The organism is Streptomyces sp. NPDC031479, assembly GCF_055581065.1.
This window is the reverse complement of the sequence record NZ_JBVIKC010000007.1, coordinates 1-25,090: the sequence shown is the minus strand read 5'-3', so window position 1 is coordinate 25,090 and position 25,090 is coordinate 1. Positions and strand designations below refer to the sequence as shown.

Here is a 25,090-nt window from a genome sequence, read left to right as displayed (position 1 = left end):
GCTGACCAGGGGATCTCGCGCGAGGCGTGTCGGGGCCGGACCGCCGGGCCGGGCCGCGCAGGCCCGCGGCTCCGGTCCGGGGCCGGGCCTCACGGACGGGTCTTCAGGCCGTCCAGGGTGAGGTCGAGCAGGCGCTCCGCCCGCTCTCGCTGTCCGGGGCTCGCCGAGGTGAGGGCGATGCCTTCGAGGGCGGCGCCGATGTCGGCCGGGCCGATGTCCGTGCGGATCGTCCCGGCGGCCACGCATGCGTCCATGAGGGAGCCCAGGGCGGCGTGGATCATTTCGCGGCTGTGGCCGTACGGGCTGTCGCCCGTGGCGGCGATGGCGCGCAGGGCGTCGATCATGCCGTACTTGGCGGTCACGTAGTCGAGGAAGAGGCGTGTCCAGGCGCGCAGGGCGTCCAGCGGCGGTTCCGTCGCCAGCAGGGCGGGGGCCGCGTCGCACAGCCGGGCCACCTCGTTGCGGTAGACCGCCTCGACCAGTGCCTCGCGGGTGGGGAAGTTGCGGTACAGCGTGGCGCTGCCGACTCCTGCCTCTTTGGCGATGCGCTCCAGGTGGGCGTCGAGCCCCTCCGTCGCGAATAGGCGCACCGCGGCCGTGAGGATCTTCTCCCGGTTGCGCCGTGCGTCGGCCCTCAACGGCCTTGGTGCTGCCTCGGACATCAGCGCTCGCCATCCCCTCTCAGGTTGTCCGCCTTGCTAAGTGGGGGCGTGCCCACTTAGCCTGAGGCAAGTGGGGGCTCCCCCACTTCCACTGTAGGCCAAGGCGCGGGCGCAGGCATCGGCCGAGGCGTCGGCCTGCGCGCACCCCTCACGGAAGGACCGGCCATGTCAGGCATCGAGGGCAAGGTCATCGCACTCACGGGCGCCAGCAGCGGCATCGGGGAGGCGACGGCGGTCCATCTCGCCGAAAGGGGCGCCCACCTGGTGCTCGGAGCCCGGCGGGAGGACCGGCTGAACGCGGTGGTGGACCGGATCACGGCGCGGGGCGGATCGGCCGTCGGGGCCGTGGTCGACGTGTCGCGCCGGAGGGACCTCGAACGGCTGACCGGCGTGGCGCTCGACCGTTTCGGCCGGCTCGACGTCCTGGTCTCCAATGCCGGCACCATGGCGGTCTCGCCGTTGGACGAGTTGCGCCAGGACGACTGGGACGCCATGGTCGCCACTCACATCACGGGCCTGCTGAACGGCATCGGGGCGGCGCTGCCCGTCTTCCGGCGGCAGCGCTCCGGTCAGTTCGTCAACGTCGCCTCCACCGCCGCCTACGTGGTCAAGGCTCCCCAGACGGTCTACGCGGCCACCAAGACGGCCGTGAAGGTCCTGACCGAAGGGCTGCGGCAGGAGGCCGGCCCCGACCTCCGCGTCACCCTGGTCTCGCCCGGCTTCACCCACACGGAGGGCGTGGGCAAGGGGGCGAGCCCCGAGGTGGCGGCGGCGATGACCCGGCAGCGGGACGAGATCGCCATGCCGCCCTCCGCCATCGCCTCCGCCATCGGTTATGCGATCGGGCAGCCCGACGGCATCGACGTCAGCGAGATCGTCGTCCGTCCCACGGCGCAGGCCTGACGGCCGGCCCGGAGCGGCGGCCCGCCTCCCGGGAGGTCACCCCGCGTTGACGCGGGCGCTGACCCACTCCAGGGACGGCGGGATCTCGCGCCGCCAGGTGTTGAAGTTGTGGCCGCCGTGGTCGAGGGTGATCGACGAGACGTGCGCGGGGGCCTTCACCTTCCGGATGAACTGCTGCGTCGGCTTGAGGTTCGGCTCACCCTGCAGGGAGCTGGTGACCAGGAAGGAGGACTTGCCCTGCGGCAGGTGGTCCAGGCTCCACAGCAGGTCCGCCCGCTTCTCCTCCTCCTTGTTGCCGTGGAACAGGTCGCCCGAGTCCGCGTCGATCTCCGGCTTGTAGTCGGCCGACAGGCCGACCCCGGCCGCGTAGCGCTCGGGGTGCTCCAGAGCGATCTTGAGCGCGCAGTAACCACCCGTGGAGTCGCCCATGATGGCCCAGCTCGACGGCACGTTCTTCACCCGGTACGTGCCCGACACGGCCTGCGGGAGGTCGGTGGCGAAGTAGGTCTCGCTCTGCGGCCCCCCGGGGACGTCCACGCACTGGGTGTTGCGGGTGGGGATCACCGACGGCCGCATCATCACGAGGACCATCGGCTGCGTCTTCTTGTGCTTGGCCAGCTTCCAGGCCGTCTTCGGGTAGTCGAGCCCCTTGATCAGGTTCTCCGACGTGCCCGGGAAACCGGTGAGGACCACGGTGGCCGGGAACGTCCTGTGCTCGTTGCCCTTCTGGAAGTACTCGGGCGGCAGGTACACGTAGGCGGACGTGGCGGTCTTGGACCGCTGCCCCTGGATGGTCACCTTCTCGATCACGCCGCCCACGCGCGGCGTGGCGCCGCCGGGCACGTCGACCGGCTGCCGGCCGAGGATCTTCACGCCCGACGCGTCACCCTGACCCGGGTCGAGCGCCGGCGGTGCCTGCGCGTGCCCGGCCAGCTCGGCCCATGAGCCGTAGATCAGGAAGCTCCGGTTGGCCGCCAGTCCGATCGAGGCCACGAGCAGCAGCTGGAGCACGACGACCAGCGCGACCCGGCCGAACACCTTGCGCGGGCCGCCCTTCGACAGCCGTGGCCACAGCCAGACCGTCAGGGCGAACAGCAGGAGCGTGCACAGCAGGGCCAGCACGAGGGGGGCACCACTCGTCAGCTTCATGGATCGGTGAAACCTTCTGTCGGCTATCGGTCAGGACCCGCGGGTCCGTCGGCCCGCGTCGGCGTGCCAACCAGGGAGAGGGCAGAGCGGAGCAAAAGGTTGCGGACCTTGAGGTGATCTTCGAACACCCGCTCCCGGAACCCGGCGTAACGTGGGCGTGAACTCACTTGCGCACGACTTGTTATGGGAAGGAATCCATCCATGCAGGAGCATTTCGACGTCGTCGTCCTCGGGGCCGGCCCCGGCGGATACGTTGCCGCCATCCGTGCCGCCCAGCTGGGCCGCAGCGTCGCGGTCGTCGAGGAGAAGTACTGGGGCGGCGTCTGTCTCAACGTCGGCTGCATCCCCACCAAGGCGCTCCTGCGCAACGCCGAGCTGGCGCACCTGTTCACCCACGAGGCCAAGACCTTCGGCATCAAGGTGGACGGCGAGGTGTCCTTCGACTACGGCGAGGCGTTCCGGCGCAGCCGCCGGGTCGCGGACGGCCGGGTCAAGGGCGTCCACTACCTGATGAAGAAGAACGGGATCACCGAGTTCGACGGCCGGGGCACCTTCCTCGACGACCGGACCCTGCGGGTCGCCGAGGCGGGCGGCACCACCCGGGAGATCTCCTTCGACGACTGCATCATCGCCACCGGCGCCACCCCGAAGCTGCTGCCCGGCACGCGGCGCAGCGACCGCGTGGTCTCGTACGAGGAGCAGATCCTCGCCGAGGACGTGCCCGGGTCCATCGTGATCGCGGGCGCCGGCGCCATCGGCATCGAGTTCGCGTACGTCCTGCACAACTACGGCGTGAAGGTCACCATCGTCGAGTTCCTGGACCGGATCGCCCCGCTGGAGGACGCGGACGTCTCCGCCGAACTGGCCAAGCGGTACCGCAAGCTGGGGATCGACGTCCTGACCTCGACCCGCGTCGAGTCGATCGACGAGTCGGGCCCGCAGGTCCGGGTGACCGTCACCGGTGCCGACGGTGCGACGAAGGTGCTGGAGGCCGACAAGGTGCTCCAGGCCATCGGCTTCGCGCCGAACGTCACCGGCTACGGGCTGGAGGCCACCGGCGTACGGGTCACCGAGCGCGGCGCCATCGATGTCGACGGCCGCTGCCGCACCTCGGTTCCGCACATCTACGCCATCGGCGACGTCACCGCCAAGCTGATGCTCGCGCACACCGCCGAGGCCATGGGCGTCGTCGCCGCCGAGACCATCGCCGACGCGGAGACGATGGAGCTGGACTACCCGATGATCCCGCGGGCGACCTACTCCCAGCCGCAGATCGCGAGCTTCGGCTGGACCGAGGCGCAGGCGAAGGAGAAGGGCTTCGACGTCCGCGTCGCCAAGTTCCCCTTCACCGCCAACGGCAAGGCGCACGGCCTCGGTGACACGGCCGGCTTCGTGAAGCTGATCAGCGACGCCACGCACGGCGAGATCATCGGTGCCCACCTGATCGGCCCCGACGTCACCGAACTCCTGCCGGAGCTGACGCTGGCGCAGCAGTGGGACCTGACGGTGCACGAGGTCGCGCGCAACGTCCACGCGCACCCGACCCTCGGCGAGGCCGTCAAGGAGGCCGTCCACGGACTGGCCGGCCACATGATCAACTTCTGAGTCCCGCCGCGGACCGCTCCCTCGGCGAAGGGGGGGGCGGGCCGCCGGCGCGCCGGGCGTGGTCAGAACGCCGAGTGGGTGAACCAGAGGTCGAGCAGGGCGGCGTCCCCGGTGCTCTCCACGCCCGGCGCCGTGCGCGCGGTGCGGCCGTAGAGGACCAGCAGCAGATCGGCGGCCGGCGCGCTGACGGTCGCGTCGGTGGCTTCGGCCCCGGCGACGTCCTCCGCCCCGTCGGCGACGAGGCCGAAGCCGTCGGGCCGCAGGCGGACCAGCCACGAGCCGTCCGTGTCGGTGCACCGGAAGCGGATCGTCCGGCCCGTTCCGCGCAGCCGGGCCACCCCGGGCGCGAACGGGGTGGCGTAGGGCAGGTTGACGAGGAACTCGTCGACGCCGTCCCGCGCGAGCGGGGCGTCGACGGAGGACGCGAGCCCCAGGGCGCGCTCCGCGTCGACGCGGTGGACCAGGGTCTCGAACAGCATCCGGCGGATCCAGAACCGGGCGTGGCCGTCGGCTCCCCAGACCCACATGGGCGCGTCGGGGTCGGTCGCGGCGAACACCTCGGCCGCCTCGGCGGCGCCGGCGGCCAGCCAGTCGGCGTAGTCCTCCTCGCGCTCGGGAAGGCGCAGGTCCACGTCGCGGCTCGTCGGGCGTTCCTGCACCTTCTGGAGCAGCAGCGCGGAGAACCAGCGGTGCACGCCCCCGCAGTGCCGGACCAGGTCGGCGAGGGTCCAGCCCGGGCAGGTGGGTACGGGGGCCGTCAGGTCGGCGCCGCGGACCAGGTCCACGAACCGTGCGGTCTGCGCGGCGACGGCCGCCGCGTGATCGGGCTGCTCGGCTGTGCTCATCGGGTGGTGCCTTCCTGACCTGGGGGTTCGCCTCTTCCGGCACTCTTTCACAGGGCCCGGGAGGTGCGGGCACGGGGGGCGTCAGGGGTGTGGGGACGTCAGCAGGCCCGTTCGTACTCGACCTGGTCGAGGGGGTTGCCGTCGCCGAAGTCGTGGGGGCGCGAGGCGCCGGTCTCGGTGAAGCCGCACTTGACGTAGAAGCGGCGCGACTGCGGTGTGCCGCGCAGCGTCCACAGGTGCACCCGGGCGAATCCGTCCTCGCGCAGCCGGCTCAGGGTCGCGTCCATCAGGGCGGTGGCGATGCCGCTGCCCCAACCGTCGGGGTGGCCGTAGACGGAGAAGATCTCGGCGAGGCCGGCCCGGTCGGGGGAGGGGGCGAAGAAGCTCAGGGCCAGCGGGCGGCCGTCGAGCGCGGCGAGCAGGACCGTCTCGGAACCCCCGCCGACCCGCGCGTGCCAACGGTGTCGCCGCTCCTCCACCGCCCGTGCGGCGAAATCGGGGGCGAAGAAGGGCGCGTAGACGGCCTCCCAGGCCGCGGCGTGGATCTCACCGAGTACGGTCCCGTCGGGCGGGCCCGCGCGACGAATTTCGATCATGCGGAGAGCCTACAGGGCAACGGGCCGCGCACGCGGGGATGTTGAGGGCGCCGCCTCGCACTGCCTCGCCTCGCCCTGACGTCGCCGCACGCCGGGCTACGGCGCCTCGTGGAGCCGCGTCAGCAGGGCGATCAGCTGCCGCTGTTCGTCCGGGTCCAGCGGAGCCAGCAGCGCCGCGTTGGCGGTGCCGGCGAGCCGTGCGCAGCGGGCGAGGGTCGCCCCGCCCTCCGGGGTGACCGTGACGGCGTTCTTGCGGCGGTCGGCGGGGTCGGGGGTGCGCAGGACGAGTCCGCCCTGCTGGAGGTGGTTGAGGAGGCCCACCATGTCCTTCGGGTCGACCGCCAGGAGGCGGCACAGGTCGGCCTGGGCGACGGGTCCGTGTTCGGCGGTCGCGGCCAGGACCGCGTGGTGCATGAGGCCCAGCCCCTCGGCGGAGAGGGCGTCGGCGACCAGTCCGCGGCCGCGTGCCGCGACGCGGCCGACGAGCCAGGTCGGCAGGGACCGGATGTGCGCGAGGGGGGACGTCATGGAGCCAGCCTAGCGAAAGCCGTTGGACATCCCCACGATTTTCGGCTTATCGTTGGGGCATCCAATGAATCCGGATCGGGGAGGTCCTGTGCTGCGCATCCGTCACGAGGTCAACGGCGGCCCCGAGGTGCTGTTCGCCGAACACGTCGACCGGCCCGTCCCGGGCCCCGGTGAACTGCTGGTCCGGGCCGGGGCCGTCGGCGTGACGCTGCCCACCGTGCGCAAGGTCAGGGACGGCGACGGGCCCGTTTCCTTCGGCGGCGAGATCGCCGGAGAGGTCGTCGCCACCGGCCCGGGGGTGAGCGGCTTCGCCGTCGGGGACCGCGTCACCGGACTGTGCTTCACCGACGCCTACGCCGAGTTCGCGGTCCTGGGTGCCGCACTGGCCTCCCGCGTCCCCGACGGCGTCAGCGCGGTCCAGGCCGTCGCGCTGGTGCGCAGCGGCCTCGTGGCCCGCGGCGCCCACGCGGCCGCCCGCGTCGAGCCCGGCGAGTCGGTCCTCGTCACCGCCGCGGCCGGCGCGGTGGGCGGCCTCGCCGTCCAGTACGCCAGGGCCGCCGGGGCCGGGCGCGTCGTCGCCGCCGTCAGCAGCGCCGACAAGGCCGATTTCGTCCGCGGCCTGGGCGCGGACCGGGTCGTCCTGTACGAGGACGCCGACTGGGGAGCCCCGTACGACGTGGTCCTCGACGGCGTCGGCGGAGACCTGCTCGGCCCCGCCGTCCGCGCCCTCGCCACCGGCGGCCGCATCGTGGCGTACGGCTCGGGCGGCGGTACGGTCGAGGCCTACGAGCTGCTCGTCCGCGGCGCCTCGATGATCGGCTTCCAGATGCGGGCGATCGCCTTCGGCAAGCCCGAACTCTACGAGCGCTGGCAGCGCGAACTCTGGGAGCTGCACGCGGCGGGCACCCTGCGCCCCGCCGTCCACGAGGAGATCCCGCTCGCCGAGGCGGCCCGTGCCCACGCCGTCATCGAACAGCGCCGCAACCTCGGCAAGGTGGTCCTGGTCCCGTAGCGGACGGACGGGTCGCCCGGCGCGGCTCCCTCCGCGGCCCGGCCGGCTCGGCCGTCCGGGGGGACACGCCGCCGCCCCGGAGGCGGTGCGTGCCGCGCCTACGACGGCGTCCGCGGGCGGTGTGGAACGGTTCGAGCCGGTCACGCAGAGCAGCGATCGGAAGGACTTCCCATGTTCAGAACGGTGTTCATCGCCGGCGCGGCCGCGGCCCTCGCCGCCTCCGCCCTCACGCCGTCCGCGGGGGCCGCCACCGCCACCGCCCCGGCCCCCGCACCCTCCGACAAGATCACCATCGACGTGGTCCAGGTCAACGGCTCCGGCTGCCGGCCCGGCAGCGCCACCGTCGCGGTCTCCCCCGACAACACCGCCTTCACGGTGGCCTACAGCGAGTACACGGCGCAGGTCGGCAAGGACGCCAAGGCGACCGACTTCCGCAAGAACTGCCAGCTCGGCCTGAGCGTGAACGTTCCCCAGGGCTACACCTTCGCCATCACCCAGGCGGACTACCGGGGCTTCGCCAGCCTGGCGCCCGGTGCGAGCGGCGAGCAGAGGGCCAACTACTACTTCCAGGGCATGTCCGAGACCGCCCGCCGCAGCCACACCCTGCGCGGCCACTACCAGGACAACTGGCAGGCCACCGACCAGGTCGCGATCGAGGCCCTCGTCTACCACCCGTGCGGGGCGAAGCGGAACCTCAACATCAACACCGAGCTGATCGCGCAGGCCGGCACGTCCGACACGGCCAACACCACCAGCTTCCTGACGATGGACTCCACCGACGGCAGCATCAACACCAAGTACCACTTCACCTGGAAGGCCTGCCCGCAGCGCTGAGCCGCAGCCGCGGCCGATCGGGTGGCGGGGCGCAACAGGCACTGTCCGGCCGCGCGAGGGCGATGTCCGGCCACGTCTGCGCCGCGTCACGCCGGCTCCGCCGTCCCGCCCCACCCCGGGCTTACGATCTCGACGGACGGTCCCCTCCCGTGACCGCTCCCACCCCGCATCCGTGGAGGTCAACCGTGTTCCGGACGGCCGCAGGACACCGCAGTCAGCGCAGCAGTCTCCGTATCCGCGCCACGGCCGGCCTCGCCGCCGCGGCGGGCGTGTTCCTCGCCGCGGGCTGCTCCTCCGGCGGCAGCGGCCCGGGGGAGGCGGCCGGAGGCGTCCCGGTCGTGGAGAAGGGCAAACTGACCACCTGCACCCATCTGCCCTATCCGCCCTTCCAGTTCGAGCAGAACGGCAAGGTCGTCGGCTTCGACGTGGCCCTGATCGACCTCGTCGCCCGGAACCTGAAGGTCGAACAGAAGATCCTCGACACCCCGTTCGAAAACTTCAAGACCGGGGCCTTCCTGAACTCCGGCCAGTGCGACCTCGCCGCGGCCGGCATGACGATCACCGACGAACGCAAGAAGAACGTGGATTTCTCCGTCCCCTACTTCGACGCGACCCAGGCCCTCCTCGCGAGCAAGAAGAGCGGTGTCACCACGCTCGCCGAGCTCAAGGCCAAGGGCGGGAAACTGGGCGCGCAGGCGGAGACCACCGGGGAGAGCTACGCCAAGGCACAGGGGTTCAACCCGGTCTCCTTCGAGAGCTCGGACGCGGTGCTGAACGGACTGCGCACCGGCCAGGTCGACGCGGTCGTGATCGACTACCCCGTCGTCCAGGGCTGGCTCAAGGACAAGGCGAACGCCGCCGAGTTCGTCCTGGGCCAGAACATCGACACCGGAGAGAAGTACGGCTTCTCGGTGAAGAAGGGCAACGCCGCCCTCCTCGCCGCGATCGACAAGGCGATCACCACCGCCAAGGCCGACGGCACCTACAAGAAGCTCTACGAGCAGTGGATCGGCCCCCTGCCCCAGGCCACGTCGTGACCTCTCGGCTGACCCGGCGCCAACGGCGCCGGGTCTGGCAGTGGATCCAGTACGCGGTTTTCGTGGCCGTGCTGGTCCTGGTGGTCGTCCTCGCAGACTGGGGCCGGCTGGCGAACCAGTTCGCGCAGCCCGGCCTGGCCGCCCGGCTCTTCCCGGACATCATCACCGTCGCCCTGCGCAACACGGTGGTGTACACCTTCTCCGGATTCCTCTTCGGCCTCGTGCTCGGCCTGGTCGTGGCCATGATGAGGCTGTCCTCGGTGGGCCCCTACCGGTGGGTCGCCGGTGTCTACATCGAACTGTTCCGGGGCCTGCCCGCGCTGCTCATCTTCATCTTCGTGGGCGTGGCGGTGCCGCTCGCCTTCCCCGGCGCCGAGATCCCCGGAGGTATCTACGGCAAGGTCGCGCTCGGCCTCGGGCTGGTGGCGGCCGCGTACATGGCGGAAACGATTCGGGCCGGCATCCAGGCCGTGCCCAAGGGACAGATGGAGGCGGCCCGCTCGCTGGGCTTCTCGCACGCCCGCGCCATGGCCTCGGTGATCATCCCGCAGGCCTTCCGGATCGTGATCCCGCCGCTCACCAACGAACTGGTCCTGCTCTTCAAGGACTCCTCCCTGGTGCTCTTCCTCGGAGTGACACTGGAGCAGCGGGAACTGACGAAATTCGGCAGGGACCTCGCCAGCGAGACCGCCAACTCCACCCCGATCCTGGTCGCGGGTCTGTGCTACCTCCTGGTGACCGTGCCGCTGAGCTTCGTGGTGCGCCGCCTGGAAGCCCGTGCCGACAAGGCCACGTGAGGAAGACATGCCACAGCAGACACCACCGGCGGACGCGGCGCCGGCGGACCGCCCGGAGATCGAGATCCGTGACCTGCACAAGTCCTTCGGCGACAACCACGTCCTGCGCGGCATCGACCTGGACGTCGCCCCCGGCGAGGTCGTCTGCGTCATCGGGCCATCCGGCTCCGGCAAGTCGACGCTGCTGCGCTGCGTGAACCTGCTGGAGGAACCGAGCCGGGGCACCGTCCACGTCGGCGGTACCGAACTCACCGACCCCGACGTCGACATCGACGCCGTCCGCCGCCGCATCGGGATGGTCTTCCAGCAGTTCAACCTCTTCCCGCACGTGAACGTCACCGGCAACCTCACGCTGCCGCAGCGGCGGGTGCTGGGCCGGGACAAGGTCCGGGCCGCCGAGGTCGCCCGGGAGAACCTGGAACGGGTCGGTCTCGCGGACAAGGCGGGCGCCTTCCCGGCCCAGCTGTCCGGCGGACAGCAGCAGCGCGTGGCGATCGCCCGGGCCCTGTCGATGGGGCCGGAGGTGATGCTCTTCGACGAGCCGACCTCGGCGCTCGACCCCGAACTCGTCGGCGAGGTCCTCTCGGTGATGCGGCTGCTCGCCGGCGAGGGCATGACCATGATGGTCGTCACCCACGAGATGAGCTTCGCCCGGGAGGTCGCGGACCGCGTCGTGTTCATGGACGGGGGAGTGATCGTCGAGCAGGGGCCGGCGGCGCAGGTGATCACGCGCCCGGCACACGAGCGGACCAGGAACTTCCTCGACCGGATCCTGGACCCCGCGGCGGCCGAGCCGCCCGTCGGCGACGGCGAGGGTGACGGAGAAGCCACCGCCACGTAGCGGGCGACGACCCCGGTCCGCTCCGGCCGCCCGCGGCACGAGGGTCTTGTCGTGGTGTGACGAGATGCCGTTGGGTGCGTTCGGGTGGGGCGGAGCGCGGTGCGCAACCGGGAGCACAGAGTGATGAGTCCTCGCGTTCGGTCATGACATTGGAGGTCCGATGGACACGCAGCCCACGTACGCACTGTCGTCGCGGACGCCGCGATGGGCGCTCGACCCCTACCGGTTCCCCGGGCTGGTGGGCCTCGATGTGGACGAGGCCCACCCCGACGCCGTCGCCCCGACGTCCGGGATCCACGAGCCGTGGATCACGGCGGGCACCCGGCGCGGCCGGTGGACCGTGGCCACCGTCGCCAGGGCCGGATCCCCGGCGTCGGCCTCGCCGGGGAGCTGACCGGCGTCGAACGGCCGCACCGGCCGTCGCGGCCCACGGACGGGCCTTCGACGAGGATCCTCCCGCGGGCGTCCTCGTAGGCGTTGGCGAGGTGCAAGGCGAAACCCCGGCCGATCCCGAACCAGCGCACCTGCCCGTCGGCCGAGGCCAACGTGGTGGATCAGGTAGGTGCGGTCACGCGCGCTCGGCCCGCTCCTTCAGCCGGGCGAGCCACTGCACGAGGGAGTCGCGGAGCGCCTGCCGCAGCAGCTCCGGCGAGGCCTCCACGGGCGCCCCGGACCAGGACTCCTCGGTGCGGACCGTGACGGCGCCGTCCGCCTCCTCGAAGGTCCACACGTGTACGCCGTCGATCCCCTGGGCCGGGCCGCCCCAGACGATGCGCGCGCCGGGGACCAACTGCAGGACGGTGGAGGTGATGTCGAGGCCGTGGGTGAGCCACCGGAAGGTGGCGCCGGGGGTGAGGGGGCCGTCCAGCGCGGCCCGGGTGACGTCCGGGTTCCAGTCGGGCCAGGCGTCGATGTCGGTGTGCAGGCGCCAGACGGTGTCGAGGGGGGCGTTGACGGTGGCGGACAGCCGTACGACGGCCGGCGCGCTCTCGTCGATCGTGACGCGGGGGGTGGGCTCGGGCCGCTGGATGCGTTCGGTGCTCATGACGGGTGACGCTCCTTCTCTATATGTGTGGTTAACCACTCACTCTTTGCCCCGCAGGGACGGCGACCCGACCTCTGGTGGGCCGCCGTCCTGGGGGAGCCGGCTGTCAGTAGTGCCGGATGCCGGCGGTCAGGGTGCGCGTCCAGGGCGCGTCGACCGCCCCGGCGTCCATCGACACCACCAGGTGGCAGAGCATCCCGACGGCGAAGAACTCCTGGATCTGACGGTCGTCGCCGCCGGAAGCCCCGCGTACGTACTCGACCGTACGGGCGTAACCGGCCCGCACGGCCTCGCGGACGGCGGGCTCGGAGACCGCGGCGGCCTGGGCGTGCAGCTGGACCAGCATCAGATCCTTGTCGCTGATCAGATGGGCGTACGCGTCGCCCATCGCGGAGAGCACGGCCTCCGGCGAGCTGCCGCGCGCACCGGCCGCGCCGGCCTCCAGGCTGGCCCGCACCCGTACGAAGCAGTGGTCCACGACCGCCACGAACAGGGCTTCCTTGTTGGGGAAGAGCCGGTAGACGTACGCCTGCGAGATCCCGGCGGCCTTGGCGACCTCCGTGGTCGTGGTGCCGAAGTACCCCCGCGCGGCGAACGCTCCGATGGCGGTGCGCAGCACCGTCTCGCGGCGTTCCTCCGCGGTGGACAGCTGGCGTTGGCGTTCCGATTGCATGTGAGTACTCAATCACTCACACTTTTTGGGTGTCAACCCCTCGGGTCACCTGATGGCCGGCGCTTCCCGCGCGTGGACGGCCACAAGGAGCAGCTCCGCTGATCGAGTGATTAGATCGATACGACCGGGTATGCGGCACGTGCGGAGATTCTTCCCGTGGTCCGTCCCCGCGCATCCAGCGTGTGCCACGACGGGCGCCGAGCCTCCGCACGAGCGACCGCCCGCCGGGCCCCGCGGCTGGCGGCGGCACCGACGGGCCGATGTGACAGCCGGTCTCCGCCGGCAAGGAAGCAGGCTCACATGGTTGATCGTCTCAAGGCATCGGGGCTGGTGGGCGAAGTGTCCGCCGAATTCGCCGGCACGATGGTCCTCATCCTCTTCGGCTGCGGCGTCGTGGCCCAAGTGGTCGCGGGCGGCGGACTCACCGACCCGCCCGGCGGCCTCGGAAACCACGACAGCATCGCGTGGGCCTGGGGCCTGGCCGTCACCCTGGGCGTGTACGTCGCGGGGCGCATGAGTGGTGCCCACCTCAATCCGGCGGTCACCGTCGCGCTGGCTGCCTTCAAGGGTTTCCCGTGGAAGAAGGTGGCACCCTACGTGCTGGCGCAGTTCGCCGGCGCGTTCGTGGCCGCCCTCATCGTGCGGTGGAACTACACCGAGGCGCTGGCCAAGTACGACCCCACCCACACCATCAAGTCGCAGGGCGTCTTCTCCACGCTCCCGGCGAACGGCAACCCGAACCTGCCGGTCACCGAATGGGGCGCGCTACGGGACCAGATCATCGGTACGGCGCTCCTGCTGCTGCTCATCCTCGCGGTCACGGACCTGCTCAACAACCCGCCCGGTGCCAACCTGGCGCCGTTCATCGTGGGACTGATCGTCGTCGCGATCGGGATGGCCTGGGGCACGAACGCGGGGTACGCGATCAACCCGGCCCGTGACTTCGGTCCGCGGCTCGCCAGTTTCCTCACCGGTTACGGAGGGGCCTGGCGAGATCAGTACGGGAACTTCTACTTCTGGGTGCCCATCGTCGGCCCGCTGGTCGGAGGCCTGATCGGAGCGGCTCTGTACAGGTTCTTCATCGGCCAGTTCCTGCCGACCGCCGAGGCCGAGCCCGAGGGCGTCGTTCCGATCACCGAAGAACCCTGACCCTCAGCCCGACGTCATCCCCCGCCCGGGGCGGCGAAACCGCCCCGCCGCGGGACGGGCTCTCCCCCCAAGAGAGGCGGCACCACCATGGCGGACTTCGTCGGCGCGGTGGACCAAGGCACCACGAGCACCCGGTTCATGATCTTCGATCATGCGGGCAACGAGGTCGCGAAGCACCAGCTGGAGCACGCACAGATCCTTCCCAGGTCGGGATGGGTCGAGCACGACCCGGTGGAGATATGGGAGCGCACCAACTCGGTGATCCAGAACGCGCTCCGGCACGGAAACCTCTCCCCGGCCGACCTGGCGGCCATCGGCATCACCAACCAGCGCGAGACGACCGTCGTCTGGGACCCGCGCAACGGCCGCCCGTACTACAACGCCATCGTCTGGCAGGACACCCGCACCGACTCGATCGCGGCCGCGCTCGACCGCTCGGGCCAGGGCGACGTCATCCGCCGCAAGGCCGGGCTGCCACCGGCCACCTACTTCTCCGGCGGGAAGATCCAGTGGATCCTGGAGAACGTGGAGGGCGTCCGCGAAGCCGCCGAGCAGGGACACGCGCTCTTCGGCAACACCGACTGCTGGGTCCTGTGGAACCTCACCGGGGGCCCCGACGGAGGCATCCACGCCACCGACGTCACCAACGCCAGCCGGACCATGCTGATGGACCTGGAGAGCCTGGACTGGGACGACGAACTCCTCGGCTTCTTCGGGATCCCGCGCGCGATGCTCCCCGCCATCCACTCCTCCTCGCACCCCACCGCCTTCGGCGTCACACGCAGCTCCCGCCCCCTGCGGGCGGCGATCCCGATCACGGGCGTGCTCGGCGACCAGCAGGCGGCCACCGTCGGGCAGGTCTGCTACGCGCCCGGCGAGGCCAAGAACACCTACGGCACCGGCAACTTCCTCGTGCTCAACACGGGCAACGAGTTGGTCCATTCCGAGCACGGCCTGCTCACCACCGTGGCCTACCGCTTCGGCGACGAGCCCGCGGTGTACGCCCTGGAGGGCTCCATCGCCGTCACCGGCTCGGCCGTGCAGTGGCTGCGCGACCAGATGAAGATCATCACCGATGCCGCGGAGAGCGAGCGCCTGGCCCTTACGGTCGAGGACAACGGCGGCATGTACTTCGTGCCGGCCTTCTCGGGCCTGTTCGCGCCCTACTGGCGCTCCGACGCCCGCGGCGCCATCGTCGGCCTCGCCCGCTACAACGACAGCGGACACCTGGCGCGCGCCACCCTGGAAGCCATCTGCTACCAGAGCCGCGACGTCGTGGAGGCCATGGAACAGGACTCCGGGGTACACCTGGACGTACTCAAGGTCGACGGCGGAGTCACGGCCAACGACCTGTGCATGCAGATCCAGGCGGACATCCTCGGGGTACCCGTCAGCCGCCCCGTCGTCGCCGAGACCACGGCCCTCGGCGCCGCGTACGCGGCCGGACTGGCCACCGGGTTCTGGCAGGACACGGACGAGCTCCGCACGCACTGGCAGGAGTCCAAGCGGTGGGAGCCCCAGTGGTCCGAGGACAAGCGGGCCGAAGGCTACGAGGGCTGGAAGAAGGCGGTCGCGCGGACCCTGGACTGGGCGACCGTCGAATAGCCGCGGGGAAGCGGGCACGACCGGAAACCTCCGCCCGTGCCCGCGGTCCCGTCCACCGGTCCTTCTCCGGGCCGTCCTCCTCCGGGCCGTCCTTCTCCGGGCCGTCCTTCTGCGGGCCGTCCTCCTCCGTCCGGACCGTCCGCCCCGGCGCTCCGGACGTCACCCCCGTCCGCCGGCCTCCGGCACCCGTGCCCCACGGCCGCCCTCGCGGGACCCGCGCCCGTACGACGCCGCCAGGTGGCGGGCGAGGGAGAGGGCGGCGAGGAGGGCCACGAGCCCGCACACGCCCGGCCAGCCGGCCCGGTCGTAGACCCGCACGCCGGCCCACGAGCCGACGCTGCCGCCCAGGTAGGCGCAGGTCATGTAGGCGGTGTTGAGCCTGCTGCGGGCGTCGGGACGCAGGGCGAAGACCCGGGCCTGGTTGGCGACCGTGCCGCACTGCATCGCGACGTCCAGCAGCAGCGTGCCCACGACCAGCGCGACCGCCCCCGCCGTCCCGCCCAGGGCGCCCGCCACGAGGACCGCGGCCGCGACGATGACCCCGAGCAGGCACACCAGGTTCACGGGATCGGAGCCCCCGCGGTCCACCAGACGCCCGGCGAGCGGAGTGCAGGCCATGGTCACCGCCCCGACCAGGGCGAGCATGCCCACCGCCTCCCCGCCCAGACGGTAGGCGGGACCGGCGAGGAGCAGGGCCACACAGGTCCAGACGGCCGAGAAACCACCGAAGACGGTCGCCTGGTAGAGGCAGGAACGGCGCAGTTCGGGCTCGGTGCGCAACAGGCGCAGGCACTCCGCCAGCAGCACCCGGTACGGCCGGGGCGGCGGCGGGGCCGTGACCGGCAGGGCGCGGACGAGGACGAGGGCGAGCAGCAGCACCACGACCGCCGCTGCCAGGTAGGGGGCACGCCAGCCCAGCCGCTCGCCGAGCGTGCCGCTGAACGTACGGGCCAGCAGCATCCCGCCGATCGACCCGCTCAGCAGGGTGCCCATCACGGCCCCGCGGCGGTCGGGGGCCACCATCCCCGCCGCCAGCGGGGCGATCAGCTGGGCGGCCACCGTGGTGACGCCGACGCAGGCGGCCGCCGCGACCAGGGCCGGCAGGGCGGGGGCGCACCCCGCGGCGAGGAGGCCGAGCCCGGAGAGGAGGAGCAGGGTGACGATGAAGGGCCGGTACGGGATCCGGTCGCCGAGCGGTACCAGCAGGAGGATCCCGGTCGTGTAGCCGATCTGCGTGGCGGTCACCACCAGCGCCGAGGCATCGGGCGTCGTGCCGAGCCCGGCGGCGACGAGCGGGGTGATCGCCTGAGGGAAGTAGACGTTGCCCACGCCGACGGCGCAGGTCAGGGCCAGGAGCAGCACCGTGCGGGGACCCAGGGTGGTCCCGTCACCCATGGGCCGCCGCACGGCGGTCCCCCCGGTGACGATCGCCGGTTCCCGCGTGGGAGTCGGAGGTGTCATGCGGGGAAGTCCACGGCACGGGGCGCTGCGCGCCAATCGATGTAGCGTATGGCTTGATGATCAGCTACGAACTGGGCGTCGAGGACCTGGCGGACACGCGGTTCGCGATCTCGCCCCTGCACGAGACCGTGCTCAGCCTCCGGGTGCTGCGCGACCCGGGACTGTCCGCGCTGCACCTGCCGTGGCGCCGGACCGTCCTCGGCCGGCTCGGCGGGCTCGACACCGGCCTGCTGATGTCCGTGGTCGCGTCGCGGCGCACACTGCCCGACTTCCTCACGCCGCGTCCCGCGTGCTTCGAGCCGGCCTTCGAGGACGAACTGGCCGTCGTGGGCCGGACCGGCCCCGCCACGGTCCGGCGCGACCTGCTGGCCACGCACGCCCCGGACCCGCTCCCCGACGAACTGCGCGCCGCCCGCGCCGCCGACGACGCATCCGTCCTCGCGCTCCGCGACGCCCTGTGCGACCTGCTGCGGCGGTACTGGCAGGTCGCCGTCGAGCCGGTGTGGCCGCGGATGCGGCTGCTGCTGGAGGCCGACATGACGTACCGCGCGCGGCAACTGGCCGTGGGGGGCGCCCGCCTGCTGTTCGCCGACATGCACCCGAACCTGCGCTGGCACGACGGCGTGCTGCACATCGGTCAGATGGTCAGCCGGTATCACGCCCGCGCCTCCGGGCGGGGGCTGCTGCTCGTACCGTCCGTGTTCGCGAACAAACCCGCACCACCGGTCGGCGCGGACGAGGCGCCCATGATGTCGTACCCGAGCCGCGGGCTGGCGACCCTGTGGGCCCCGGAGCCCCTCCCCGACCCCTCCGCCCTCGTGTCCCTGCTCGGCGCGTCCCGGACCCGGCTGCTGGGGCTGCTCGACGCGCCGCTCCCCACGGTCGAGATCGCCCGCCGCACCGGGGTCACCCCGAGCGCGGTGTCGCAGCACTTGCGGGTGCTGTACGCGACCGGACTCGTGACCCGGGCGCGCGACGGACGGCACGTCCTGTACCGCCGCAGCCCCCTGGGCGATCAGCTGACCGGCGGCGGCTGAACCCCGGGGTGCCCGCCCTCCGGCGTGTCAGCGGCCGTGGGCGGGCAGCAGGGCGAGGGCCTGGCGGAGGTTGTACTCGGCTATGCCCCGCATGGCCTCGCGGTCCGGGAAGTCGCCGTCGAGGAGCCGCAGCGGTCCGGCGACGAGGGACAGGCGCATCGCCAACGCGTAGAAGTCCAGCCTCCGTTCGTCGAGCCCGGAGCCGTTCAGGCGCCGGTAGTGCTCGGCGAACCGGATGCGCAGGAACGCGTGCTCCCACTCGACGTCGAAGAACATCAGGCCCTCGATGTCGATGAGGACCGGCTGCCCGTCCCCGTCCACCAGGACGTGGTCCGGTCCGAGCTCCCCGTGGACGAGACCGTACTGCGCGCGCGGGGGCACGGCGGCCGCCAGCCGGCGCACCTCGTCCTCCAGACGGGCACCCGCGCGGGCGATCCGGGCGTCGCGCGAGGCGGCTTCGGCGAGGTCGGCGAGCGCCCGGCCGAGGACGACCTCCTCGCACGAACGGCCGTGGGCGGTACCGCCGTCGTCGAGCAGCGCGACCTTTCCGAAGCCGGGACCCGAGTGGCGTCGCAGCACGTCGAGCACCCCGGCGAGCCGGGCGAGGGCCGTCTCCGCGCGGCGCGGATCGCCGTCGAGCAGCGCTTCGAGGTTCTCGCCGGGTACGTCCTCGACCACGGCGATGTCGGCCGGGCACCACCGCCCGCTCCGGTCGGCCAGATGCACGCGGGGCGTACGGACCCCGAGGGCCTCCAGACGCCTGTGGGCCGCCTCGAACAGCTCGATGCCGGAGGCGGGCGCAAGGGGGTCCGCCAGGCGGTCGGCGGCCCCGCCGTGCGCGGTGGGCCAGTAGTTCTCGCCTTCGTCCCAGACGTAGACGACGGCGGTGGAGCCGTCGTCGAATCCCAGCCGGTACACGCCCTTCTTGCTGCCGCCCCGAAGCCGCGACACCCGGTCGAGCCGCTGCCCGCCTCCCAGGGCCGCACGCGCGGCCTCCGCCAGATGCTCACGCCGGACGACCCCGCGCATCACGTCCATGACGTACCTCTCCTCCCCGCGTGCCGTCAGGCCAGAGGTTCGGCCGCGAGCCGGACGACCACGGCGGGGCCCGCCCGGAACACCGGGCTCGCCGCATCGGCTTCGACCATGTGCGCGGTGGCGTCGTGGGCGGCGAGCGCCTCCTGGGAGGACCACCGCTCGATGAGGACGAAGCGGTCCGGCTCCCCGCTCACCTGGTGCATGTCGTACCGCAGGCACCCCTCCTCGGCGCGGACGACCGGCGCGAGGCGCTCGAACGCGGCGATCTGCTCGGGCCCGCGTCCCGGAAGGGTGGTGATGTGTATGAGGAGTTGCACCGGTTCCGACATGTGCTGCAGCGTACCCGCCGGGTGATCGACGACGGCCGTCGGCACGGTGGTGCGCCCGCGGCAGGCGAAACGGCGGCGTAACAGGGGCCGTCTACCGTCCTCGGGATGAACATGACGGCGCACACGCACCCGGCCGGCGCGACGACGAGGATCCGGCCCGGCACCGAGGACGACCTCGCCGGACTTACCCGGATCTACAACCACTACGTCACCGCCACGCCGGTCACCTTCGACACCGAGCCGTTCACCCCGGAACGGCGCCGGCCGTGGCTGCTGGACCATCCCGCCTCCGGCCCGCACCGGCTCCTGGTGGCCGAGGAGGGCGGGAAGCCGCTCGGCTACGCCACCAGCGGCCCGTTCCGCCCGAAGCGGGCCTACGCGACCTCCGTGGAGACCAGCGTGTACCTCGCGCCCGAATGCACGGGACGCGGCATCGGCAGCCTGCTCTACGCGTCGCTCTTCGAGGTGCTGGAGCAGGAGGACGTCCATGTGGCGCTGGCCGGCGTCACCCTGCCGAACGCGGCGTCCCAGCGGCTCCACGAGCGGTTCGGCTTCCGCCCGGTCGGCGTCTTCGAGGAGGTCGGCCGGAAGTTCGACAGGTTCTGGGACGTGGCCTGGTACCGGAAGCCGCTGCGTCCCGGCCCCTCGTGATCCACCTGACCCGGCCCCGGTGAAGGGGGGCGGCCCCGCCCCGGGGCCGGCCCGGGTCAGGGGAACGGGTGCGGGTGGAGCGGGAGTTCGTCGTGGCGCAGCGGACCGGGGGCGCGGCCCAGGCGGTGCGGGACCTCCAGGAGACGGGGCAGCCCCCGGGTACGGCGGTTGACGTGCCCGAAGGTCATCGGCAACGCCCCCGGCACCACGGCCTTGGCCGTGTACAGGCCGAGGCGCTCGCGCACGCCCGGCTCGTCCTGCCCGACCACGATCACCTCCAGACCGGCCCCCGCCAGGCGGCGTACCGTCACGTCGAGCAGCGCGGACAGGTCCGTCACCGGTTCCGGTGCGCCCGGCCAGGCCTCCCGCCACGGGGTCGGCCGGTCGTCGCCGAAGAGGACGTCCGTGCGCGGCCGGGCCTCCGGGAGACCGTAGAGGGCGGTGTGGTCGCTCAGGTCTACCACGAGTTCGGGCCGCTCCAGCATGGCGCGCAGCCGCAGCGGATCGAAGGCGTCCGGCTCGGCCCGCAGCCGCTGACCGGAGTGGAAGAGGTTCGTCACCGTCTCCACCACGGCGGAACGGATCGCCCTACGCGGATCGTGGTGCGCCCCCGCGGCCAGGAAGACCTGCGGCGCCGCCGACCGGGGACGGGTGTGCCGGGCGATCGCGACGACCGCCGGGACGCCGAAGTCGTTCGTGGCGTCCAGCACCGTGAGCCGGTAGCCGGCCAGCTCCGCCCGGTCGGCGAGGTGCAGCACTTCGAGGTCCTCGTCCGGCAGCGCGATCCGGCGCAGCGGCGTCCTCCCGTACCACGCCATCAGGAACGCGTCCCGCTCGGCCACCTCGAACAGCCCGTACAGGGCCGCCTCCTGCGGGCTGTTGCCCAGGCCGCAGCCGCTGGAGCACTCGTAGACGACCCGCGGCCGCCCCGGACCGGGATCCCAGTACGCGACGTGCTCGGGCACGGCTGCCGGACGCCCTCGGGTGAGTGACCAGCCGTGCACCCAGTCGAGCTCCAGCCCCGGTGTGTACGGCACGGTCGGCGAGGCGGGATGACCGTGGTGGGCCGGATCGGGCAGCCCCAGCCGCTCCGGGTCCACGGCCCGCTCCGGCCCCAACTCCGCGTAGGAGGCCCGCAGTACGGTGCGGCGCCCCTGCGGGCTCATCCCGGACAGCCGCTCGACCGCCTCGAAGAGGGCCACCCGTTCGCTGCCGTCGTAGTCGGTGGCACGCCCGTACCCGCCGTCCGGCAGGTCCCGGCCCAGGGTGACGTAGGCACTCGTGAGGCTGTGCGCGGAATCCTCGGTGCGCACCACCCGGTGGACCGGGCCGAACCGCTCGTCGTACAGCTCGGCGCGCAGAGCGGCCCGGTCCGTACGGGAGTTGGACCCCCGCAGCACCTCCGGGTCCGGCAGCGGCTGCGGTGCCCACCGGGGGCGGGCCGCCCCGGCGGCGTCCTCGGGCAGCGGCAGGCACACCGCGCACCCGCCGACCGGGCGGAAGGTGTGCCCGGACCAGGTGGCGTGCCCGCCGTGCAGGATCCGTACGTCCGCGCCGGCGCCCGGGGCCGGAGCGGGGCGCCCCAGCAGCTCGGCGGCCAGTGCGACCACGGCGTCCACCAGGGCGGGGGAGGGGCGGCCCGCCAGCCGCAACCCGGGGCTGTGCCACGGGACGCGGCCGCCGATGGTGGCGAGCCTGCGGTACTCCGTGCAGGAGACGCAGCCCACCGCGCCCGGCCGCAGTACCGGGCCCACGACCGTCAGCGCCCCGTCGCAGCGCACCGGGAGCAGGGTCACGGGGTGGTCGAGGGCGTGCCGCGACAGCGCGGCGGCGTCCTCCAGGGTCCACTCGTCCAGGACGACCACGGCCCGGCCCGCCGCGGTCTCCAGGGCCCCGCGCGCGTCGAGGACGGTCAGCCCGGCCGCCGCGAGGGCCGCACCGAGCGGGGTGCGGGCGACGGAGGGCGCCGACGGGGTCGTCACCGCGATCCCCCTTCCGTGTCGGTGCCGACGCCGTCCGGGGCGTCGAGCACGGTGAAGCCGCAGCCGCGCAGCGCGGTCACGAGAGTGCGGGCCCGCGGCCCGGCGGGCTCCCACGGGAAGGCGCGCAGGCCCGTCAGGCGGAACAGGGTGGCGTGCAGAGCGGCTTCGTGCCCGGCGACCCGGGCCCACCATCCGGCGGGCCAGCCCTCGTCCTCCCAGGGCGCCGGATCCACGCCTGCCGTCGCGAGCGGACACAACTCTCCGCCGGGCGAGGTGATGTGACGGACCGCCGGCTCCGCTGCCCCGGCCTGTACGCGGACCACCGCGGCCAGGGCCGCGAAGGCGGCCGCATCGCCCGCGGTGGCCTCCACCGCCTGCCCGAGCAACGGCCCTCGTGCCCTCCCGACCGCGCGCACCTCGGCCCGGTACGCCGTGCCGCCCGCGTCGAGCCCCGTCACGGTCAGCTCCGCCCGCACCCCGAGGCGCCGGGTGAGGACGGACCACCAGTGGCGGGCCTGGCGATGCCCGCCCCCGTACCCGTCGCCGTACCCGTCCCGGCACGCGCTCCCCGTACCGGGCAGCCCCACCGCGGCGCGGCGCAGCGCCCGCCCCACGGCGTGTCCGGGGCCCGCGCCCACGACGGCCCCGGGCCGCTCCGCCCCCAGCCGCAGCTCCGCCGCACGGCACAGGGCGTCGAGCCGGGCGAGGTCGGCGCGCCCGGCGCCGGCCGTCAGCCGCCCGCCGCCGGGGGCCGCGCAGCCGGCCAGCGCCACGGGAAGCTGCGGCAGCGATCCGGCCAGCGGAGCCGGCAGCACGCCGAGGCGCGCGTCGCCCAGCGCGGCCACGCCGGCCAGGGCCTCGTCGAGGGTGGCGGGCGGCGGAGCCGGGTCGAGCGGGCCCCCGAGCCAGGGGTGGTAGGCCGCGTGCGCCGGGTCCTGTCCGGCGACCAGGGCCGAGGGGAACCGGGCCGGGCGCCCCGGATCGCCGGGGTCGTCCGCCGATTCCGGATCGGGCAGCCCGGTGACCGCGCACAGCAGCCGCTGTACGGCCGCGCCCGCGACGAGGGCGGTCAGGGCGGGTGGCGCGGCGGCCGTGGTGGGTGCCCCCGGGGCGGGGGAGTCGTGGAACCCGTTGCCGCCGCCGCCCTTGCCGTTCCCGTTCCCGTTCCCGTTCCCGATCCCGAGCCGCTCCGCGAGCGCGGCCGTGTCGGTTCCGGCCCGCGCGCGGGCGCCGACCGGGGTCACGAACGCGCCGTCCGGGTGGACGGCGGCCCCCACCGCCCGTTCGGTGCCGTCGGCGAGGGTGGCCGTGAGCAACACCGGGCCTCCTGCCGACGTCCCGGCCCCGGGCGCGTACCGGGCGGCGCCGACCCCGGCGTGCGCCAGGGCCCGTAGCGCCGCCGTGACGAGGGCTCCGCCCGGACCGGCCGCGCGGACCTCCACCCGGGCGGCGGCGAGCGCGGCCGCCGCGTCGGCGGGACGGGCGGCGACCTTGAGGAGCCAGTCGTGGGCGGGGCCGGCGGCCGGCAGGGCGACGTCCTCGACCAGCATCCCGTGCGCGTGGAGCTGCCCGATCAGCGTGCACAGCGCACCGCGCAGCGGCGTACCGGCCCCCGTGCGGGCCGCGAGGTCCGCCGCGCCCCCCGTGCGCAGGGCGTCTTCCACCATCCGCCACAGTGCGGGAAGCGCGGGGCTTCCCTCCAGGGTGATGCTGGTGATCCAGCCGCGCAGGTGCAGGCCCCGCGCGAGGGCCGAGGCGGTGACACCGGGCCGCAGCCGCCAGTGCCGCAGCGAATCCAGCGCGTCGGGTGCCCCGGTACCCCCGGTCACCCCGGGCGCCCCCTGCAGCGCGGCGGTCATGAGGCGCACCCCTCCCGGTAGGTCTCCACCACGACCTCGACGGCGCGCGTCGCCCGCCGTCGGCCTCCGGGAGCGGGCAGTGCCTCCTCCAGCACCAGTCCGTCGGGGTGACGGGCCAGCCACTTGTCGAGGCACCGCAGGTGCAGGGCGTTGCCGAGGTCGACGAACTGCGGCTTCGGCGGCGCCGGCCGGGCCGGCGCGCCGTCCTCCGCCCCGCCGGCGCCCGCCGGCGCGCCGAGCGGCGGGTGCAGGAACAGCTGGTCGGGGACGCCCAGCAGGGCCCGCCAGCGCGCGGCGGCCTCGAAGGGGACCTCGGCCCCGGCGGCGGCCAGTTCGCCGCGCAGGGCCGCCACCGTGCCGGCGGCCAGCTTCCAGCGGCGGCGCCGGAGCACGACGTGCCGGTGCCGCAGCCGGGGAGTGCGGACCAGCTGCCCGCCGGGCACCTCGGTGACCCGGCGGGGCACCAGCGAGGCGAAGGAGACGACCCCCTCCGGGTGGTCGTGGACCAGGGGGGCGCAGCGCGTGGTGAGCAGGCCGGTCACCAGCAGACCCGGATAGAGGACGTCCAGCGGCTCGCCGGTGTCGCGCAGCCGCAGCCGCACCTGGTCGTCGGTCTCGTCGTGGAAGAGCTCCACGTCGGAGTCCGCGATCGGCGGCCGGCCGCCGTCCGTGGTCCCGGCGGGGCCGTGCTCCTCCGCGACGACCTCGTCCGGCACGAACCGCGGCTGCAGGTTCGCGTTGAAGCCGTGGACCGGACGGAACTGCACCGGCCGGGCCCCGGGTCCCAGGCCGCGCACGACCTCCTCCGCGACCGCGGCGGTCGCCCCCGGGTCGAGCAGGCCGAGGAACCGGCTCCCGACCCGCCCCCAGCCGCCGTAGGTGTGGTTCACGCACAACAGGCCGCGCTGGGCGTCCCGTTGGACGAAGTGCGCGTACGACAGCGGGCGCGACGCCGCCCAGCCCGGCAGCCGCGCGGCGAAGGCCCCGACCAGCTCGGGAGGCAGCACCACATCGGCGTCGGGATCCTCCGGGGATCCGGTGCGGGCCGACACTTCGGCCCCGAACGCCGCCCGCAGCCGGACGAGTTCGGCCGCGCGGGTCGGCAGCGCGGTCAGGTCTCCGTCCGGGGGGAGCAGCGCGTTCCGGACGGTGTCCTCCCAGGCCTCCACCGTCTCCTTGCCGAAGTCCCAGACGGGGTGGCAGACCCCGCCCCGGCCGTACCGGGCCACGAAGCGGTCCCGCAGGGCCCGCCGCGCCAGGTGTCCGAGATCGAACAGCTCCGCCAGGGCGCCGACTTCACGCAGTGCCTCGTGGTCGTCGGCGGTGAACAGGGCGTCGGGGGGCACCGGCCGCCACGCCCCCACCCCCCCCCCCCACCCAGGCCCCCCCCCCAAAAAAGGATTTGAGCCAACGTCTTCAAGTTCACCTCTTCGACCAAGCTCGGATCGGCCT

At 73.3% G+C, this 25,090-nt stretch carries 25 protein-coding genes; 12 read left to right on the top strand and 13 right to left on the bottom strand.

From position 1 onward, the window contains the following. Positions 1-89: 89 nt before the first annotated feature. The gene (locus ACZ5D2_RS10510; protein ID WP_371680531.1) at positions 90-662 is read right to left on the bottom strand and encodes a TetR/AcrR family transcriptional regulator; all 573 of its coding nucleotides are present in this window, start codon (positions 660-662) and stop codon (positions 90-92) included. Between the two features lie 165 nt (positions 663-827). Between ACZ5D2_RS10510 and ACZ5D2_RS10505 the strand changes: the two genes are divergently transcribed. Continuing rightward, positions 828-1,565, top strand: coding sequence for an SDR family oxidoreductase (locus ACZ5D2_RS10505; protein ID WP_371680532.1), 738 nt, complete (start codon positions 828-830; stop codon positions 1,563-1,565). A gap of 36 nt (positions 1,566-1,601) precedes the next feature. Here the strand turns inward: ACZ5D2_RS10505 and ACZ5D2_RS10500 are convergent, their stop codons facing one another. Beyond that, the gene (locus ACZ5D2_RS10500; protein ID WP_371680533.1) at positions 1,602-2,714 is read right to left on the bottom strand and encodes an alpha/beta hydrolase; all 1,113 of its coding nucleotides are present in this window, start codon (positions 2,712-2,714) and stop codon (positions 1,602-1,604) included. A 201-nt stretch (positions 2,715-2,915) separates the two neighbouring features. Between ACZ5D2_RS10500 and lpdA the strand changes: the two genes are divergently transcribed. Beyond that, a complete protein-coding gene (lpdA, locus tag ACZ5D2_RS10495) occupies positions 2,916-4,319 on the top strand; it encodes a dihydrolipoyl dehydrogenase (protein WP_371680534.1) in 1,404 nt (467 codons plus the stop codon). A gap of 62 nt (positions 4,320-4,381) precedes the next feature. Here the strand turns inward: lpdA and ACZ5D2_RS10490 are convergent, their stop codons facing one another. The 3 genes from ACZ5D2_RS10490 to ACZ5D2_RS10480 form a co-directional block, all read right to left on the bottom strand. Then, complete coding sequence (locus ACZ5D2_RS10490; protein WP_371680535.1) at positions 4,382-5,164, bottom strand: maleylpyruvate isomerase family mycothiol-dependent enzyme; 783 nt, start codon at positions 5,162-5,164, stop codon at positions 4,382-4,384. A gap of 98 nt (positions 5,165-5,262) precedes the next feature. Further along, complete coding sequence (locus ACZ5D2_RS10485) at positions 5,263-5,760, bottom strand: GNAT family N-acetyltransferase (protein ID WP_371680536.1); 498 nt, start codon at positions 5,758-5,760, stop codon at positions 5,263-5,265. 96 nt (positions 5,761-5,856) lie between these two features. Next, positions 5,857-6,288, bottom strand: a complete 432-nt coding sequence (locus ACZ5D2_RS10480) for a MarR family winged helix-turn-helix transcriptional regulator (RefSeq protein WP_371680537.1) — start codon at positions 6,286-6,288, stop codon at positions 5,857-5,859. A gap of 88 nt (positions 6,289-6,376) precedes the next feature. Between ACZ5D2_RS10480 and ACZ5D2_RS10475 the strand changes: the two genes are divergently transcribed. The 6 genes from ACZ5D2_RS10475 to ACZ5D2_RS10450 all read left to right on the top strand — a co-directional run bounded on the left by ACZ5D2_RS10475 (position 6,377) and on the right by ACZ5D2_RS10450 (position 11,203). Further along, the gene (locus ACZ5D2_RS10475) at positions 6,377-7,300 is read left to right on the top strand and encodes a quinone oxidoreductase family protein (protein ID WP_371680538.1); all 924 of its coding nucleotides are present in this window, start codon (positions 6,377-6,379) and stop codon (positions 7,298-7,300) included. A gap of 171 nt (positions 7,301-7,471) precedes the next feature. Beyond that, positions 7,472-8,134, top strand: a complete 663-nt coding sequence (locus ACZ5D2_RS10470; RefSeq protein WP_371680539.1) for a DUF4360 domain-containing protein — start codon at positions 7,472-7,474, stop codon at positions 8,132-8,134. Between the two features lie 233 nt (positions 8,135-8,367). Next, on the top strand, positions 8,368-9,171 hold the full coding sequence (locus ACZ5D2_RS10465) for an ABC transporter substrate-binding protein (protein WP_371681391.1): 804 nt from the start codon (positions 8,368-8,370) through the stop codon (positions 9,169-9,171). Continuing rightward, on the top strand, positions 9,168-9,968 hold the full coding sequence (locus ACZ5D2_RS10460) for an amino acid ABC transporter permease (protein WP_371680540.1): 801 nt from the start codon (positions 9,168-9,170) through the stop codon (positions 9,966-9,968). Before ACZ5D2_RS10465 ends, ACZ5D2_RS10460 begins: the two co-directional genes overlap by 4 nt. A 7-nt stretch (positions 9,969-9,975) precedes the next feature. After that, positions 9,976-10,809: an amino acid ABC transporter ATP-binding protein gene (locus tag ACZ5D2_RS10455; RefSeq protein ID WP_371680541.1), complete on the top strand. Its 834-nt coding sequence runs from the start codon at positions 9,976-9,978 to the stop codon at positions 10,807-10,809. A gap of 160 nt (positions 10,810-10,969) precedes the next feature. Continuing rightward, the gene (locus ACZ5D2_RS10450; protein ID WP_371680542.1) at positions 10,970-11,203 is read left to right on the top strand and encodes a hypothetical protein; all 234 of its coding nucleotides are present in this window, start codon (positions 10,970-10,972) and stop codon (positions 11,201-11,203) included. A gap of 174 nt (positions 11,204-11,377) precedes the next feature. Here ACZ5D2_RS10450 and ACZ5D2_RS10445 read toward each other — a convergent pair whose 3' ends face one another. Both ACZ5D2_RS10445 and ACZ5D2_RS10440 read right to left on the bottom strand, forming a co-directional pair. Next, a complete protein-coding gene (locus ACZ5D2_RS10445; protein WP_468928590.1) occupies positions 11,378-11,854 on the bottom strand; it encodes an SRPBCC family protein in 477 nt (158 codons plus the stop codon). A 106-nt stretch (positions 11,855-11,960) separates the two neighbouring features. Continuing rightward, positions 11,961-12,527 (bottom strand): TetR/AcrR family transcriptional regulator, encoded by a 567-nt coding sequence (locus ACZ5D2_RS10440; RefSeq protein ID WP_371680544.1) that lies wholly within the window; start codon positions 12,525-12,527, stop codon positions 11,961-11,963. Positions 12,528-12,827: 300 nt separating this feature from the next. Here ACZ5D2_RS10440 and ACZ5D2_RS10435 point away from each other — a divergent pair, with 300 nt between their 5' ends. Next, positions 12,828-13,676 carry an MIP/aquaporin family protein gene (locus tag ACZ5D2_RS10435; RefSeq protein WP_371680545.1) on the top strand — a complete coding sequence of 283 codons (849 nt, stop codon included), beginning with the start codon at positions 12,828-12,830 and terminating at the stop codon, positions 13,674-13,676. An 87-nt stretch (positions 13,677-13,763) separates the two neighbouring features. After that, entirely contained in the window at positions 13,764-15,281 is a 1,518-nt protein-coding gene (gene glpK / locus ACZ5D2_RS10430) for a glycerol kinase GlpK (protein WP_371680546.1), read from the top strand. A gap of 159 nt (positions 15,282-15,440) precedes the next feature. Here the strand turns inward: glpK and ACZ5D2_RS10425 are convergent, their stop codons facing one another. Further along, positions 15,441-16,676, bottom strand: coding sequence for an MFS transporter (locus ACZ5D2_RS10425; RefSeq protein WP_371681392.1), 1,236 nt, complete (start codon positions 16,674-16,676; stop codon positions 15,441-15,443). A 122-nt stretch (positions 16,677-16,798) separates the two neighbouring features. On the opposite strand from ACZ5D2_RS10425, the gene ACZ5D2_RS10420 reads away from it, so the two are divergent. Further along, the gene (locus ACZ5D2_RS10420) at positions 16,799-17,779 is read left to right on the top strand and encodes an ArsR/SmtB family transcription factor (RefSeq protein ID WP_371680547.1); all 981 of its coding nucleotides are present in this window, start codon (positions 16,799-16,801) and stop codon (positions 17,777-17,779) included. Positions 17,780-17,806: 27 nt separating this feature from the next. Here the strand turns inward: ACZ5D2_RS10420 and ACZ5D2_RS10415 are convergent, their stop codons facing one another. Then, positions 17,807-18,808, bottom strand: a complete 1,002-nt coding sequence (locus tag ACZ5D2_RS10415; RefSeq protein ID WP_371681393.1) for a phosphotransferase family protein — start codon at positions 18,806-18,808, stop codon at positions 17,807-17,809. Positions 18,809-18,843: 35 nt separating this feature from the next. Further along, positions 18,844-19,146, bottom strand: coding sequence for a putative quinol monooxygenase (locus tag ACZ5D2_RS10410; RefSeq protein WP_371680548.1), 303 nt, complete (start codon positions 19,144-19,146; stop codon positions 18,844-18,846). A 111-nt stretch (positions 19,147-19,257) separates the two neighbouring features. On the opposite strand from ACZ5D2_RS10410, the gene ACZ5D2_RS10405 reads away from it, so the two are divergent. Continuing rightward, a complete protein-coding gene (locus tag ACZ5D2_RS10405; protein WP_371681394.1) occupies positions 19,258-19,797 on the top strand; it encodes a GNAT family N-acetyltransferase in 540 nt (179 codons plus the stop codon). Between the two features lie 56 nt (positions 19,798-19,853). Here ACZ5D2_RS10405 and ACZ5D2_RS10400 read toward each other — a convergent pair whose 3' ends face one another. The 3 genes from ACZ5D2_RS10400 to ACZ5D2_RS10390 are packed head-to-tail and all read right to left on the bottom strand — an operon-like array spanning position 19,854 to position 24,984. After that, on the bottom strand, positions 19,854-21,779 hold the full coding sequence (locus ACZ5D2_RS10400) for a TOMM precursor leader peptide-binding protein (RefSeq protein WP_371680549.1): 1,926 nt from the start codon (positions 21,777-21,779) through the stop codon (positions 19,854-19,856). Beyond that, positions 21,776-23,638 carry a hypothetical protein gene (locus tag ACZ5D2_RS10395; RefSeq protein ID WP_371680551.1) on the bottom strand — a complete coding sequence of 621 codons (1,863 nt, stop codon included), beginning with the start codon at positions 23,636-23,638 and terminating at the stop codon, positions 21,776-21,778. Before ACZ5D2_RS10395 ends, ACZ5D2_RS10400 begins: the two co-directional genes overlap by 4 nt. Then, positions 23,635-24,984, bottom strand: coding sequence for a hypothetical protein (locus ACZ5D2_RS10390; RefSeq protein ID WP_468928585.1), 1,350 nt, complete (start codon positions 24,982-24,984; stop codon positions 23,635-23,637). The genes ACZ5D2_RS10395 and ACZ5D2_RS10390 overlap by 4 nt, the downstream gene beginning before the upstream one ends. Positions 24,985-25,090 lie beyond the last annotated feature (106 nt).